Origin of the sequence: Sphingomonas liriopis (genome assembly GCF_024211255.1) — a bacterium.
GTDB lineage: Bacteria > Pseudomonadota > Alphaproteobacteria > Sphingomonadales > Sphingomonadaceae > Sphingomonas > Sphingomonas liriopis.
Window position 1 is genome coordinate 1 of record NZ_JAMLDY010000016.1, and the last position, 13,193, is coordinate 13,193.

Consider the following 13,193-nt stretch of genomic DNA (forward strand, 5'->3'; position numbering starts at 1 on the left):
GTAGCCGATCGTCGCGCCGGCATTGCGCTTCAGCTCGCGCGAGACGGTCGACGGCTGGCGATCCAGAGTTGCAGCGATTTGCCGGATCGATTGCCCGGCTTCATGAAGCCGGGCAATCGAACATCGTTCTTCAAGCGATAGCTGGCGATAGGTCGACATGGCAGCACCTGTCTCAGGTGTTGCACTTCGTTTGTGAACTCAGGGGGGTCCACCGTGCCGCGCTCCTGCTGTCCGCTGTGGACCTTCGAACAAGCCGGCAGCCATCCGTTTCGAGCAAGCCATGGAATGCGCCACCTTTGGGTTGTGCTCCCGCGCAGGCGGGAGCCTAGGGTTACATGCGCGATCAGACGTGGCTCTGCTTGGCCCCAGGCTCCCGCCTGCGCGGGAGCACCGCCTTGCTTGCCGGAGTGGATAAGCGTCGACGTGTTTGGGGGGCACCTCGCCGCGCTCCTGCTGTCCGTTGGATTTGCGGGACCGTGGATCCCGGAACACGTCCGGGGTGACGGGGGAGGTTTGGCGAGGGCGGGTAAAACAAGCGATGTCGTCGTCGCGCATGACCGGCGGGTGACGAAAAGTTCATGGGCATGCCATCGCGGCGATAGCGGGCGGGGTGCATGGTGGGGGATGCGTGCGACTTTTATTCGATCCCTGCGGCGGCATCTGGTCGGGATCGCGGGCGTGGCTGTGGGGGCGTTCGTCGTGCTGGTCGCGGTCGCGGGGGTGGCGGGGTTCTTCGATCGCGATCCGGTGCATGTCTTCGCGGCAGAGGGCAAGAAGCGGCCGGTCGGCGTGCTGTATCTGTCGGGGGACATGGGGCTGCGGTTCGGGCCGGCGCCGGATACGGTGCGGGCGCTCGCGAATGCGGGGATCGGTGTCGTCGCGCTCAACGCGCCGACGCTGTTCGCGAGGCGGCGGACGCGCGGTGAGGTCGACCGGATCGTCGCCGATGGTGTACGGGCGGCGCTGGCGCGGACGGGGGCGGGGCGGTTGGTGCTGATCGGGCAGAGCTATGGCGCGGACATGCTGCAGACCGGGCTGGCCGCCCTGCCGGCGCGCTTGCGCGCGCATGTCGCGGGGGTGGTGCTGGTGGTGCCGGGCGATACCGTGTTCCTGCGTGCAGACCCGTCGGGGCTTTCCTATCGCGGCACGCCCGACGGCATCGCCGCGGCGACGCTGGCGCGGCTCGACTGGGCGCCGCTCACCTGCATCTATGGCGTCGAGGAGACGGACAGCGCCTGTCCCGACGTGCATTTGCCGGGTGCGAGAATCGTGGCGATGCCGGGCGGGCATTATCTGAACGACGATCACGCGAGGCTGTTCGGGCATATCCTCGCCGCGATCCGGCGGGCAGCGCCGGGCGCGTTCCGGTGAGCCGGCCGATGAGCCGGCCGATGGGCCGAATCGACGCGGCACTGGCGCTGGCGACGCGGCATCGGCGCAGCCTGACCGTCGCGATGGTGCTGCTGGTCGCGGGGATCGGTTTCGCGGCGCTGCGGCTGGTGCTGCGCGAGGTGCATCTGAGCGATGTGCGTGCGGCGCTGGCCGAGGTGCCGCGCGCGCGGATCGCGGCGGCGCTGGCGCTGACCACGACGAGCTATCTGCTGCTGACCGGGCTCGACTGGGTGGCGTTGCGCAGCGTCGGGCGGCCGCTGCCGTGGCGGATCGCGGCGGCGGGGTCGTTCACCAGTTATACGCTGAGCCACAATCTGGGGCTGTCGCTGATTACCGGCGGGTCGGCGCGGCTGCGATTGTACGGCGCGGCGGGGCTGGCGTTCGGCGAGATCGCGCAGGTCGCGGCGATCTGCGGCCTCGCCTTCTGGGCGGGGGTGGCGGGTGCGGCCGGGGTCGGGCTGATCGTCGGCGACGGTGTGGTGCTGGGGCCGGTGACGCTGGGGCCGGGGCTGTCGCGCGGGCTGGGGGCGGTGCTGATCGGCCTGCTCGCGGTGCTGCCGCTGCTGCGCACGCGCGGGATCACGACGCTGGGGCCGGAGCGCTTCGGCGTCGCGTTGCCTTCCCTCAAGCAGATGGCGAGCCTGGGGGCGCTGTCGCTCGCCGACCTGACGGTGGCGTCGGCGGCGTTGTTCGTGCTGGTGCCGGCCGCGGCGCCGGGGGCATTCCCCGGGTTCGTCGTCGCTTATGCGGTGGCGGTGGTCGTCGCGCTGCTGCTGCACGTCCCCGGCGGGCTCGGCGTGTTCGAGACGGTGGTGCTGGCGAGCGTGCCGGGCGACCGGCCGGCGCTGTTCGCGGCGCTGCTGCTGTATCGGCTGATCTATTATCTGTTGCCGCTGCTGGTCGCGGCGATCGGTATCGCGGGCGCGGAGGGGTGGCGGCTGCGCCATCCGATCCGCCGCGGCCTGTCCTATGTCGATCGCGCCGGGCAGCTGCTGGCGCCGACCGCGGTGACCGTGCTGGTCTTCGTCGCGGGGTTCGTGCTGCTGGTGTCGGGGGCGCTGCCGGGGGTGAAGGACCGCCTGTCCGATCTCGACGACATGGTGCCGCTGCCGTTCATCGAAGGGTCGCACATGGCGGGCAGCCTGATCGGCACCGCGATGCTGCTGGTCGCGCCGGCGCTCAACGCGCGGTTGCGGTCGGGGTGGGCGGCGGCGCGGCTGCTGCTGGTCGGGGGGGCGATCTTCTCGCTGCTCAAGGGGCTCGACTACGAAGAGGCGGCGTTGCAGCTGGTCGTCGCCGGGGTGCTGCAATATTGCCGCGCGAGCTTCTATCGCGAGGGCGGCATATTGACCGACCGGCCGCGCTGGCCGTGGCTGATCGCCGCCGCCGCGGCGCTGGGCTTAAGCCTGTGGGCGGGGTTCTTCGCCTATCAGCGCACGCCGTACAGCGACGAATTGTGGTGGCGCTTCGCGCTCGACGGCAATGCGCCGCGCTTCCTGCGCGCGAGCTTCGCGGCGGGCGTGCTGCTGACCGCGGCCTCGGCGTGGCAGCTGCTGACCGCGAGCCGGACGCGGACGCTGCCCGATGCGCTGCCGCCCGAGGGCGTGCTCGACGCGGCGCTGGCGGCGAGTACGCGCACCGATGCGGCGCTGGCGTTCACCGGGGACAAGAGCTTCGTCGTGTCGGCGGCGGGCGATGCGTTCCTGATGTATCGCGTGCAGGGGCGCAGCTGGGTGGTGATGGGCGATCCGGTCGGCCCGGTGGCGGCGTGGAGCGAGCTCGTCTGGAGCATCCGCCGCGCCTGCGACGCGCGCGCCGGGCGATTGTGCTTCTATCAGGCGAGCGAGCGGATGCTGCCGCTGTTCGTCGAACTGGGGTTGCAGGCGATCAAATATGGTGAGGAGGCGCATGTCGCGCTCGCCGGGTTCGCGCTGGCGGGGCCCAAGGCCAAGTCGCTGCGCCATGCGGTGCGGCGCACCGAGGCGGCGGGGGCGGTGTTCTCGGTCGAGCCGGCAGCCACGGTGCCGGCGCTGATGGCGGAGCTGGCCGAGGTGTCGGCGGCGTGGCTCGCGGAAAAGGCGGGGCGCGAGAAACGGTTCAGCCTGGGGGTGTTCGACGCCGGCTATCTGTCGCGCTTTCCGGTGGCGCTGGTGCGGGTGGAGGGGCGGATCGTCGCCTTCGCCAACATTTGGACGTCGGGCGATGGCGAGGAGGCGTCGGTCGACCTGATGCGGCATCGCCCCGACGCGCCCTATGGCACGATGGAGGCGATGGTCGTGCGGCTGATCGAATGGGCGCGGGGCGAGGGCTACGAGCGGTTCAACCTGGGGATGGCGCCGCTGTCGGGCATGCCGAGCGGACGGCTGGCGCCGGTGTGGGCGCGGCTGGGCCATGCCCTGTTCGCCAATGGCGAGCGGTTGTACGGTTTTGCGGGCCTGCGCGCGTTCAAGGCCAAATACGGGCCGGACTGGGTGTCGCGCTATATCGCGACGCCGTCGGGGGTGGCGATGCCGCGTGCGCTGATCGACCTGGCGCGGCTGGTGAGTGCCTGATCGCCGGGCTAGGATCGCGGCATGAGCGACGATCATCCCACCAGCCGCCGGCGCAGCGTATTGTTCATGCCCGCCTCCAACCCGCGCGCGATGGCCAAGGCGCGGGGGCTGGACTGCGATGCGGTGATCCTCGACCTCGAGGATGCGGTGGCGCCCGAAGCGAAGGCCCGCGGGCGGGAGGCGGCCTTGGCCGAGGCGGCGGAGGGGTTCGGCGGGCGGACCTGTGCGGTGCGGATCAATGCGCTCGATACGCCTTGGGGGCAGGGCGATGCAGTCGCCGCGAGCCGTGCGTCGGGCGTGGCGGCGGTCGTGGTGCCCAAAGTGGCGTCGGCCGCCGATCTGGTCGCGGTGCGCGCGGCGCTGGGCACGGACGGGCCGCCGGTGTGGGCGATGATCGAGACGTGCGGGGCGATGCTGCGGCTGGCGGAGATCGTCGGCGCGGCGGCGGCGACGCGTACCGAATTGCTGATCGCGGGGACGAACGATCTGGCGAAGGAGATGCGGTGTCGATCCGGTGTGGATCGGGCGCCGCTGGTGCCGGCGCTGGCGCAGCTGGTGATCGGCGCGCGCGCGGCGGGGCTGGTGGTGCTCGATGGCGTCTACAACGCGATCGGCGACGCGGCCGGGTTCGCGGCGGAGTGCGCGCAGGGGGCGATGCTGGGGTTCGACGGCAAGACGCTGATCCATCCGGCACAGATCGCGGCGGCGAATGCGGCGTTTGGGCCGTCCGACGAAGAGCTGGCGTGGGCGCGGGGCGTGGTGGCGGCGTTCGCCGCGCCCGAGGCGGCGGAGAAGGGGGCAATCCGGCTGGACGGCGCGATGGTCGAGCGGCTGCATCTGGCCGAGGCGGAGCGGTTGCTGGCGCTGGCGGGGTAACGGTCGTGCCCGCCGGGAGGGCGGTTTGCTTGCGTCAGTCCGTTTCCCCACACACGCCGTCACCCCGGACTTGTTCCGGGGTCCACCGGGCCGCAGGCGTGCCCTTTCGCCTCCAGCCGTACGCCCCGCCGCGGAGTGGACCCCGGAACACGTCCGGGGTGACGGGGCGCTTGGGGCAGGCGAGCGCTGCTCACCCCGCGCCTACCCCTCCAGGATCGTGCGGATGCGGTCGGCGATGACGTCCATCGCGAAGGGTTTGGTGACGAGCGCCATGTTGGGGGCGAGCGGGCCGTTGCCGATCACCGCATTTTCGGCATAGCCGGTGATGAACAGCACCTTGAGATCGGGGAGCAGCGCGAGCGCTGCGTCGGCGACCTGGCGGCCATTCATCTGGCCGGGAAGGCCGACGTCGGTGACGAGCAGGTCGACGTGTGCGCCGGTGCCGAGCAGGCGCAGCGCCGACGGGCCGTCGCCGGCTTCGAGCACGGTATGGCCCATCTCCTCGAGGATTTCGACCACCAGCATGCGGATCGTCGGTTCGTCGTCGACGACCATCACCGCGTGGCGTCCCTCCGCCGTCGCGGACAGCGTGGCGGCGGGAAGCGCGTCGTCGGGTTCGCCCTCGGCATCGCCGTAATGGCGCGGCAGATAGATGCACATCGTCGTGCCCTGCCCGATCTCCGAATAGATCCGCACCTGTCCGCCCGACTGGCGCGCGAAGCCGTAGATCATCGACAGGCCGAGCCCGGTGCCCTCGCCCATCGGCTTGGTGGTGTAGAAGGGGTCGAAGGCGCGCGCCTGCACCTCCGGCGTCATGCCGGTGCCGGTGTCGGTGACGCACAGCGAGAGATACTGGCCGGGTTCGAGGTCGCGTTCGCGCGCGCCGCGCTCGTCGAGCCAGCGGTTGGCGGTCTCGATCGTGATATGGCCGCCGTCGGGCATCGCGTCGCGCGCGTTGATGCACAGGTTGAGCAGCGCATTTTCGAGCTGGTTGGGATCGACCATCGCCGGCCACAGCCCGCCGGCGCCGACCACCTCGACCGAGATGCCGGGGCCGACGGTGCGCTGGATGAGGTCGCGCAGGCCGCCGATCAGCCGGTTGATGTCGGTCGGCCTGGGATCGAGCGTCTGCCGGCGCGAGAAGGCGAGCAGGCGGTGGGTGAGCGCGGCGGCACGGCGGGCGGCGCCGTGCGCGGCATTGGCGTAGCGATCGAGCTCGCCGATCCGGCCCTGGCGGATGCGCACCTGCATCATCTCGATCGCGCCCGAGATGCCGGTCAGCATGTTGTTGAAATCGTGCGCGAGCCCGCCGGTCAGCTGGCCGACCGCCTCCATCTTCTGCGCCTGGCGCAGGTGCGATTCGGCGACCATCAGCTCCTGCGTGCGCGCCTCGACCTGTTGTTCGAGGCTGGCGGTGAGCGCGGCCAATTCCTGTTCGACGCGGCGGCGTTCGACCGCGTCGCGGGTGCGTTCGGCGACGTCGCGGATGAAGGCGACCTCCTCCGCGAGCCAAACCCGCGGCACCGCGTTGTTGAGGTAGAGCAGCGCGACGAAGCCGCCCTGTTCGGTCACCGGCATGTTGACGAACGCCATCGCGGCGAGGCCCTTCAGCCCCTCGGCGGTGTCGCGGGTGCGGGGATCGTCGCGGACGTCGTCGATCGCGACCGTCTCGCCGCGCTTCAGGTCCTCGATATACGAGCCGTAGTCGCGGAAGTGGAGGATCGGCGGAAGGGGATCGATGCCCGGTGCGCACCACGGGCGTTCGGTGACGATCGTCTCCGCCGCGCGGTCGATCGTGCCGTAGCCGCAGCGGCTGACGTCGAACAACCGACCGAGGATCTCGACCGCGGCGTGCGCGAGGTCGGCGGGATCGCCCGGCGCGCGCAGCCTGTCGCTGAGCGCGACGAGCGCCTGCAGCCGCAGCTCGGCGGATTTGCGTGCGTCGATGTCGAAGCTGACGCCGGGGAAGCGGATCGCGCGGCCGTCGGCGCCGAGCGTGGCGCGGCCGCGTGCCGCGACCCAACGGGCGCGACCGTCGGGCTGGCGCAGGCGATAGTCGCTTTCGAACGGTGCGCCACTGTCCAGCGCCGCGGCGATCTCCGCCTGCACGCGCGGCAAATCGTCGGGGTGGATCGCGCCGAAGAATGCGGCGATCGCGGCGCCGTCGCGCGCCACCGCGGGATCGACGCCGTAGAGGCGCGCGAAGGCGGGATCGGCGGTGACGCGGTCGGCGGGGACGTCCCAGTCCCAGCTGCCGACGCTGATCGCGCCGGCGGTCTGCAGGTCTTCATCGGCCATCGGCGGCGTCATACTCTCTGGCGGTGGCAGGTAAAGCCGAGTGCGTCAGCGCGGCTCGGTCGCCCGTTGGCCCGCTTCGGTGACGGGGTCTTCGGCAGGAAGGCCGGTGTCGATCGGCGCGCTGGGCGTAGTGCCGTGCGGGGGCGTGCCGGTGCTCGCCGACCGCGGGCCGAGGCCACCGCCGCCGGGGGCGGTGTCGAAGCTCTCGTCGTGCAGCACCGCCGCGGCGGTGTCGGGTTCGCGCGGGGTCGGGGCGTCGGGGGCGTTGCTGGGCTGGTCGGTCGGCATGGCGATCACTCCTGTGAGGCCGGTCCAACGCATTGCGCGACGGAGTGATCCTGCGCCCGCGTCAGCGCGTCGTCGCCGCGACATCCTCGCGCGTCCAGCCGCCGCCCATCGCCTGATACAGCGCGGCATAGGCGGCGAGACGATCGGCGCGCGCCTGCACCAGCGCGAGCTCGGCGGTGAGCAGGCCGCGCTGCGCGTCGAGCTGTTCGATGTACGAGGTATAGCCGGCGCGATAGCGGTTGCTGGCGTTGCGCAGCGCCGCGGCGAGCGCGTCGACCTGCAGCCCCAGCGCGGTCGCCTGTTCGGCGGAGCGCTGGACGCCGGCGAGCGCGTTGTCGACCTCCTGGAAGGCGACCAATGCGGTGCGGCGATAGGCGAAGGCGGCCTGATCGCGGCGCGCGGTGGCGATGTCGCTCTGCGCGCGCAGGCGGCCGCCGTCGAAGATCGGCGACAGGATGCTGGCGCCGAGCGAGAAGACCGCGATCGGATTGGCGAGCGCGGTCGACAGCACGACGCCCGCCGATCCGGTGAGCGCGAGATTGGGCAGCATCGCCGCGCGCGCGCTGTCGAGGCTGCGATCGGCGGCGACCAGCGTCTGTTCCGCCTGGAACAGGTCGGGGCGGCGGCGCAGCAGGTCGGCGGGCAGGCCGTCGGGGATGGCGGGGGCGAGCAGGCGGTCGAGCGGCAGGCCGCGGGGAATCGGGCCGGGGGCGGTGCCGAGGAGGAGGCTGAGCGCATTCTCCTGCCGGAGGATCGCGAGCTCGGCGGCGGGGACGAGTTGCTGCGTGGCGCGATATTCGGCTTCGGCCTGCCGCAGTTCCAGGTTGGAGGTATAGCCCGCCTCGGCGCGGCGGCGGGCGATGCGCAGCGCTTCGGTGCGCGCGGCGAGCGTCTGGCGGGCGACGTCGAGGCGAAGGTCGAGCGCGCGGAGCGTGATGTAATTGGTGGCGACGCCGCTGGCGATGGCGAGGCGGACGGTGTCGCGCGCGGCTTCGCTGGCGAGCAGTTGCGCCTGTGCGGCGCGGCTCGCCTGCCGCAGGCGGCCGAACAGGTCGAGGTCGTAGCTGGCGGTGATCGCGGGCTGCGCGCCCAATGCGTCGCTGGGGGTGCCGAACGGGCTGACGGTCTGGCCGGTGGTGCCCGGCAGCGTGCCGCCGAGCGTCGGCGTGCGCTGCGCGGCGGCGAGGCGGGCCGCGGCGCGGGCCTCGTCGATGCGGGATGCGGCGGCGGCGAGGTCGACGTTGTTGGCGAGCGCGCGGGCGACGAGGTCGGTGAGCACAGGATCGCCGAACGCGTTCCACCAGTCGGCGCGGATCGGCTGGCCCTGGCCCAGCGCGGTGCGCCATGCGGGTGGGGCGACGACGGCGCTGGCGGCGGGGGCTGGCGGGCGGGGGCCGATGCAGGCGGCCAGCGTCAGCGATAGAAGGGTTGTTCGCGCGAAGACGCGAAGACGCGAAGAGGGTGCGCCTGCCGCGCCAGCGGCCCCGTCATCATCGACCGAGTTGGGACGCGGTTCCGTCGCCGAGGGGCTGACCTCTTCGCGTCTTTGCGTCTTCGCGTGACAACCAACGGGGGGGCGCGGGGACAGGGAGATATGGGTTCGCGCGGGGGCGCGGAGGCGCGGAGGTGTCGTGCTTTTGGCCTCTGCCGTGGCTTCATCATCGGCCGGGTTTTCGAGGGGCGGCTGCGCCGCCGCGCGCGCGTCTTCTCCGCGCCTCCGCGCCTCCGCGTGAACACGCATCACTGCACCACCGGGCCGTCGGCGGTGTCGATGCGGGCCTGGACCGACATGCCGGGACGCAGGCGCTGGATCAGCGGCTGGCCGGGATCGATGCGGATGCGCACCGCGATGCGTTGCGGGACCTTGGTGAAATTGCCCGTCGCATTGTCGGATTTGAGGACTGCGAATTCGGAGCCGGCGGCGGGGGAGATCCGTTCGATATGGCCGGTCAGGCGGGCGTTGGCGAGGCCGTCGACGGTAAAGCTGGCGGGCTGGCCGATGGTCATGCGTGCGGTCTGGGCTTCCTTGAAATTGGCGATGACCCAGGTTTCGGGGGGGACGAGGAACATCAGCTGCGAGCCGGCGGTGACGTACTGGCCGACGCGGACGCCAACCTCGCTCAGCCGGCCGCGTTCGGGCGCGCGGATGACGGTGTTGGCGAGGTCGATCTGGGCGAGGTGCAGCGCGGCTTCGGCGCCCGAGACGCCGGCCTGCTGGCCGCCGCGGCCGACCTGCACGGTGCGGATATCCTGCCGCGCGATCTCGCGCGCGGCGCGCGCCTGCTGCACCGCGGCCTGCGCCTGGCGGAGCGCGGCGAGCGTCTGGTCGCGTTCGCGCAAGGATACCGAGCCATCGGTGACGAGGTCGTTGACGCGGTTCATGTCGGCCTGCGCGCGCATCAGCTGCGCCTCGGCATTGGCGACGGCGGCGGACTGTGCGGCGAGGCTGGCGGTGCGGCTGCGCTCGGTCTGGCGGGCGTTGGCGAGCGTCGCATTCTGTGCATCGACCTGCGCCTGCGCCTGGTCGACGCGCTGGCGGTAGATGCGGTCGTCGATCTGGACCAGCGGGTCGCCGGGCTTCACGTCCATGAAGTCGCGGACGTACACATGCGTGACATAGCCCGACACCTGCGGCGCGATCACCGTGGTGCGGCCGCGGACATAGGCGTTGTCGGTCGACTGGTTGGCGTTGGCGAAGGGCGGCAGCCGCCACGCGGCGAGCACCGCGAGTACGCCGCCCAACGCGAGCGCGACGATGACGACCAGCGCGGTGCGGCTGACCGGCTGCGGTCGCCAGCCCGATCCGGCGGGTGGCGCGGAGGGTGGAGCGGGCACGGCTTCGGCCTGCGCCTCCTCGGTCGCGGGGGTGGAATCGACGGGGCTGCGGGTGTCAGTCATGCGGGGCCCTGTGCCAGCGCGGCGCGGCGTTCGCGACGCGTCCGGCGGATCATGAGGAAGACGAGATAGCAGAAGGTGAGCGCGGCGAGACCTGCGATCAACCGGAAGACGTCGTCATAGGCGAGCACGTTCGCCTCGCGAGTCGCGGTCTGCGACAGGATCGCGCCGCCCTCCGCGCTGCGCAGCGCGGGATCGCCGACGACGCGCGACACCGCCGCGCCGCCCGCCTGCAGGCGCTGCACAACGATCGGATCGGTCGGGTCGATGCTTTGCACCAGCGCGGCGCTGTTCGCCTTTTCGCGGATCTGCTGATAGCTGCCCAGCAACGCGGTGCCGGCGAGGCCGCCGATCGAATTTATCATCCCGAACAAGGCGATGAAGCTGATGATATGCCCGGTGCCCTGTTGCAGCGCGCGGGTCATGCCGAACAAGAGCGCGGGTCCGAGGAAATAGGTCGCGGCGAAGGCGATCAGCGCCTGGCTGGCGTACATCTGCGGTGCGCGGGTGAGGCTGGTCGCGTGACTGTCGGCGAAGGCGGCGATCGCGACGAGGCCGATCGCCAGCATGATCGGGTGCGACAGGCGGGTGACGTCGAGCGTGATCGCGCTGAGCGCGACGCCGGCGACCGAGGCGAGGAAGATGATCGTGAAGAAGGGAACGAGCTGGTCGTTGTTCTGCCCGAGCACGGTGAGCAGGCCGACCGAGGCATAGCTTTGTTCGCTCAGCACGATGCGCGCCATGATCGTGACGATCGTGAAGCGGACGATGTCGGCGCTGCCCAGCCAGCGGGTGTTGAGCAAGGGATTGACGCGGTGATGCTCGATCAGCAGCGCCGCGGCGAGCATCGGGATCGCGGCGATCAGCGCCCAGCCGATCCAGGCTGCGTTGGTCCACCAGACGATCCGCCCCAGCCCCAGCACCGCGGCGAACAGCGCCATCGATCCGGCGAACAACGGGAAGGTGAGGAAGTCGAGCCGCTCGAACGCCTTCGACCGCGTCGTCGGCGGCAGGCGGAGGAAGGCGACCGCGGCGAGGCTCAAGAGCGCGAGGCCGAGTTCGAACAGGTAGAGCGTGCGCCATTGCGACATGGCGAGCAGGTCGGGCGAGAACAGGCGGGCGAGCGGCGTCGCGCATTGGGGGATGCCGATGCCGACCACCACCGCCTTCAGCCGCCATTTCGCGGGCAGCGCCTGCATCATGTAATAGAGGCACAGGCTGGAAACGGCGGCGCCGGCCATGCCGCTCGCCGCGCGGACGAGGATCGCGGTGTCGAAGCCGCGCACGAACAGATGCGCGAAGGTGAGCGCGGCATAGATGCCGAGGAAGATCATCGCGAAGGGCCTGAGCCCGAATTGCGCGCGGAACTTGATGAGCAGCAGGTTGATGCTGACGTTGGTCATCACATAGACCGTCGGCAGCCAGGCGATCTCGGCCGGGTCGAGGCCGAGCGCACCCTGCAGCGTATAGGTGTTGGCGGAGATCAGCGCGTTGCCGAACCCGCCGGTCAGGCCGAGCAGGATGGCGATCGCGCCGTAAGCGATGCGGTGGCGGGTGCGGTGCTCGACCGATCCCGGCGAGCCGGGGAGGACGGGCAGTTCGTGGGTGGCGAACGTCCAGTCTTCTTCGGACAGGAAGCGGCGCAGGCGGGCGATCATGATGCTGCTATACGCGCGATCGCGGTATGGGGTGCAATGGTGTCAGACGCCTGTTTCACCCGCTCCGTCACCCCGGACTTGGTCCGGGGTCCACTCTGCGGCGAGGCATAGGGCCCGAGGAGCGACCGCTGGCCTGCGGCCCGGTGGACCCCGGAACGAGTCCGGGGTGACGCAGGGAGTGGGGCGATGCGTCGGACCCTCTCGACGGTTCGCCGTCGCGGTTCAGCCACCCAATATGTCTCGGTACAGCGCGATATAGGCGTCGGCCATCCGCTCGACGCTGAACCGTTCGACCACCGCGCGGCGGCAGGCGGCGCGGTCGATCTCGGGCAGGCGCGCGACCGCGGCGATCGCTTCGTCGACGCTGTTCACGAGGAAGCCGGTGACGCCGTCGTCGATCAGTTCGGGCATCGAGCCGCGGCGAATCGCGATGACGGGGGTGCCGCAGGCCATCGCCTCGATCACCGACAGGCCGAAGGGCTCGTCGAAGCCGATGAGGTGGAGGAGCGCCGCCGCCTTGCCGAGCGCGGTGGTGCGCTCGTCGCCGCCGACCGCGCCGGGGTGGCGGATCCGGTCGCCGAGGTGCGGCACGACGGCGCGCTCGTAATAGCCCTGATCCTGGACGATGCCGTACATGGCAAGGTCGCGCGCCGTAGCCTGCGCGACCGCGATCGCTTCGGCGGCGCCTTTGTCGGGATGCATGCGGCCGAAGAAGAGGAGGTCGTCGCTGCCGCTCGCGTCGAAGGGGAAGTCGTTGAGGACGATGCCGTGATGAATCGTCGCGGCGTAGTTCAGCTTGGGCGAGCGATCGGCGTCGCTGATCGCGACGTAGTGCACGCGGTCCTGATAAGGCTGGTACATCGGCAGGATGCGATCCGACGAGAAACCGTGGATGGTGGTGACCATCGGCGTGTCGACGAGGTGCGCGAAGGCGTGGGCGGGGAAATCGGCCTGGTTGTGGATGAGGTCGAATTCGCCGGCGCGTTCGAACAGGTGGGCGAGGTGGCGGAATTCCCAGACTTTCGCGTCGATGCTCGGGTCTTCGGAATAGGGGGCGGGGACGACCGCGGCGAGGGTGGCGGCGGTGAGGCTGTCCTGTGTTGCGAACAGCGTCACGTCGATGCCGCGCGTCACCAGTGCCTCGGTGAGCAGGCTGGTGACCAACTCCCACGGACCATAGTGGCGCGGCGGGGTGCGCCACGAAATGGGGGCGAGCATCGCGATCTTCATGGAG

The 13,193-nt window shown here is 71.0% G+C and carries 10 protein-coding genes; 3 read left to right on the plus strand and 7 right to left on the minus strand.

Going from position 1 to position 13,193, the window contains the following annotated elements; all coding sequences use genetic code 11:
- A partial coding sequence (locus M9979_RS17430) for a helix-turn-helix domain-containing protein (RefSeq protein ID WP_422922112.1) occupies positions 1-159 on the minus strand: 159 nt, incomplete at its 3' end.
- A gap of 519 nt (positions 160-678) precedes the next feature.
- Here M9979_RS17430 and M9979_RS12965 point away from each other — a divergent pair.
- The 3 genes from M9979_RS12965 to M9979_RS12975 are packed head-to-tail and all read left to right on the plus strand — an operon-like array spanning position 679 to position 4,820.
- On the plus strand, positions 679-1,371 hold the full coding sequence (locus M9979_RS12965; protein ID WP_254289784.1) for a virulence factor: 693 nt from the start codon (positions 679-681) through the stop codon (positions 1,369-1,371).
- A gap of 8 nt (positions 1,372-1,379) precedes the next feature.
- On the plus strand, positions 1,380-3,944 hold the full coding sequence (gene mprF, locus M9979_RS12970) for a bifunctional lysylphosphatidylglycerol flippase/synthetase MprF (protein ID WP_254289785.1): 2,565 nt from the start codon (positions 1,380-1,382) through the stop codon (positions 3,942-3,944).
- 21 nt (positions 3,945-3,965) lie between these two features.
- Positions 3,966-4,820 carry an HpcH/HpaI aldolase/citrate lyase family protein gene (locus M9979_RS12975; RefSeq protein WP_254289786.1) on the plus strand — a complete coding sequence of 285 codons (855 nt, stop codon included), beginning with the start codon at positions 3,966-3,968 and terminating at the stop codon, positions 4,818-4,820.
- 201 nt (positions 4,821-5,021) lie between these two features.
- Here M9979_RS12975 and M9979_RS12980 read toward each other — a convergent pair whose 3' ends face one another.
- The 6 genes from M9979_RS12980 to M9979_RS13005 form a co-directional block, all read right to left on the minus strand.
- Entirely contained in the window at positions 5,022-7,118 is a 2,097-nt protein-coding gene (locus M9979_RS12980; protein ID WP_254289787.1) for an ATP-binding protein, read from the minus strand.
- A gap of 45 nt (positions 7,119-7,163) precedes the next feature.
- Positions 7,164-7,406, minus strand: a complete 243-nt coding sequence (locus M9979_RS12985) for a hypothetical protein (protein WP_254289788.1) — start codon at positions 7,404-7,406, stop codon at positions 7,164-7,166.
- Positions 7,407-7,467: 61 nt separating this feature from the next.
- On the minus strand, positions 7,468-8,823 hold the full coding sequence (locus tag M9979_RS12990) for an efflux transporter outer membrane subunit (protein ID WP_422922114.1): 1,356 nt from the start codon (positions 8,821-8,823) through the stop codon (positions 7,468-7,470).
- A gap of 323 nt (positions 8,824-9,146) precedes the next feature.
- Positions 9,147-10,304 (minus strand): HlyD family secretion protein, encoded by a 1,158-nt coding sequence (locus M9979_RS12995; RefSeq protein ID WP_254289790.1) that lies wholly within the window; start codon positions 10,302-10,304, stop codon positions 9,147-9,149.
- Positions 10,301-11,959 carry an efflux MFS transporter permease gene (locus M9979_RS13000; protein ID WP_254289791.1) on the minus strand — a complete coding sequence of 553 codons (1,659 nt, stop codon included), beginning with the start codon at positions 11,957-11,959 and terminating at the stop codon, positions 10,301-10,303. Before M9979_RS13000 ends, M9979_RS12995 begins: the two co-directional genes overlap by 4 nt.
- Before the next feature lie 222 nt (positions 11,960-12,181).
- Positions 12,182-13,189, minus strand: coding sequence for a glycosyltransferase family 4 protein (locus M9979_RS13005; RefSeq protein ID WP_254289792.1), 1,008 nt, complete (start codon positions 13,187-13,189; stop codon positions 12,182-12,184).
- Positions 13,190-13,193: the final 4 nt, after the last annotated feature.

Bases quoted from the DNA above. Each gene is read 5' to 3' on its own strand.
- M9979_RS12975 (WP_254289786.1), top strand. From the start codon at position 3,966: ATGAGCGACGATCATCCCACCAGCCGCCGGCGCAGCGTATTGTTCATG.
- M9979_RS12980 (WP_254289787.1), bottom strand. From the start codon at position 7,118: ATGGCCGATGAAGACCTGCAGACCGCCGGCGCGATCAGCGTCGGCAGC.
- mprF (WP_254289785.1), top strand. From the start codon at position 1,380: ATGAGCCGGCCGATGGGCCGAATCGACGCGGCACTGGCGCTGGCGACG.
- M9979_RS12995 (WP_254289790.1), bottom strand. From the start codon at position 10,304: ATGACTGACACCCGCAGCCCCGTCGATTCCACCCCCGCGACCGAGGAG.
- M9979_RS13005 (WP_254289792.1), bottom strand. From the start codon at position 13,189: ATGAAGATCGCGATGCTCGCCCCCATTTCGTGGCGCACCCCGCCGCGC.
- M9979_RS13000 (WP_254289791.1), bottom strand. From the start codon at position 11,959: ATGATCGCCCGCCTGCGCCGCTTCCTGTCCGAAGAAGACTGGACGTTC.
- M9979_RS12985 (WP_254289788.1), bottom strand. From the start codon at position 7,406: ATGCCGACCGACCAGCCCAGCAACGCCCCCGACGCCCCGACCCCGCGC.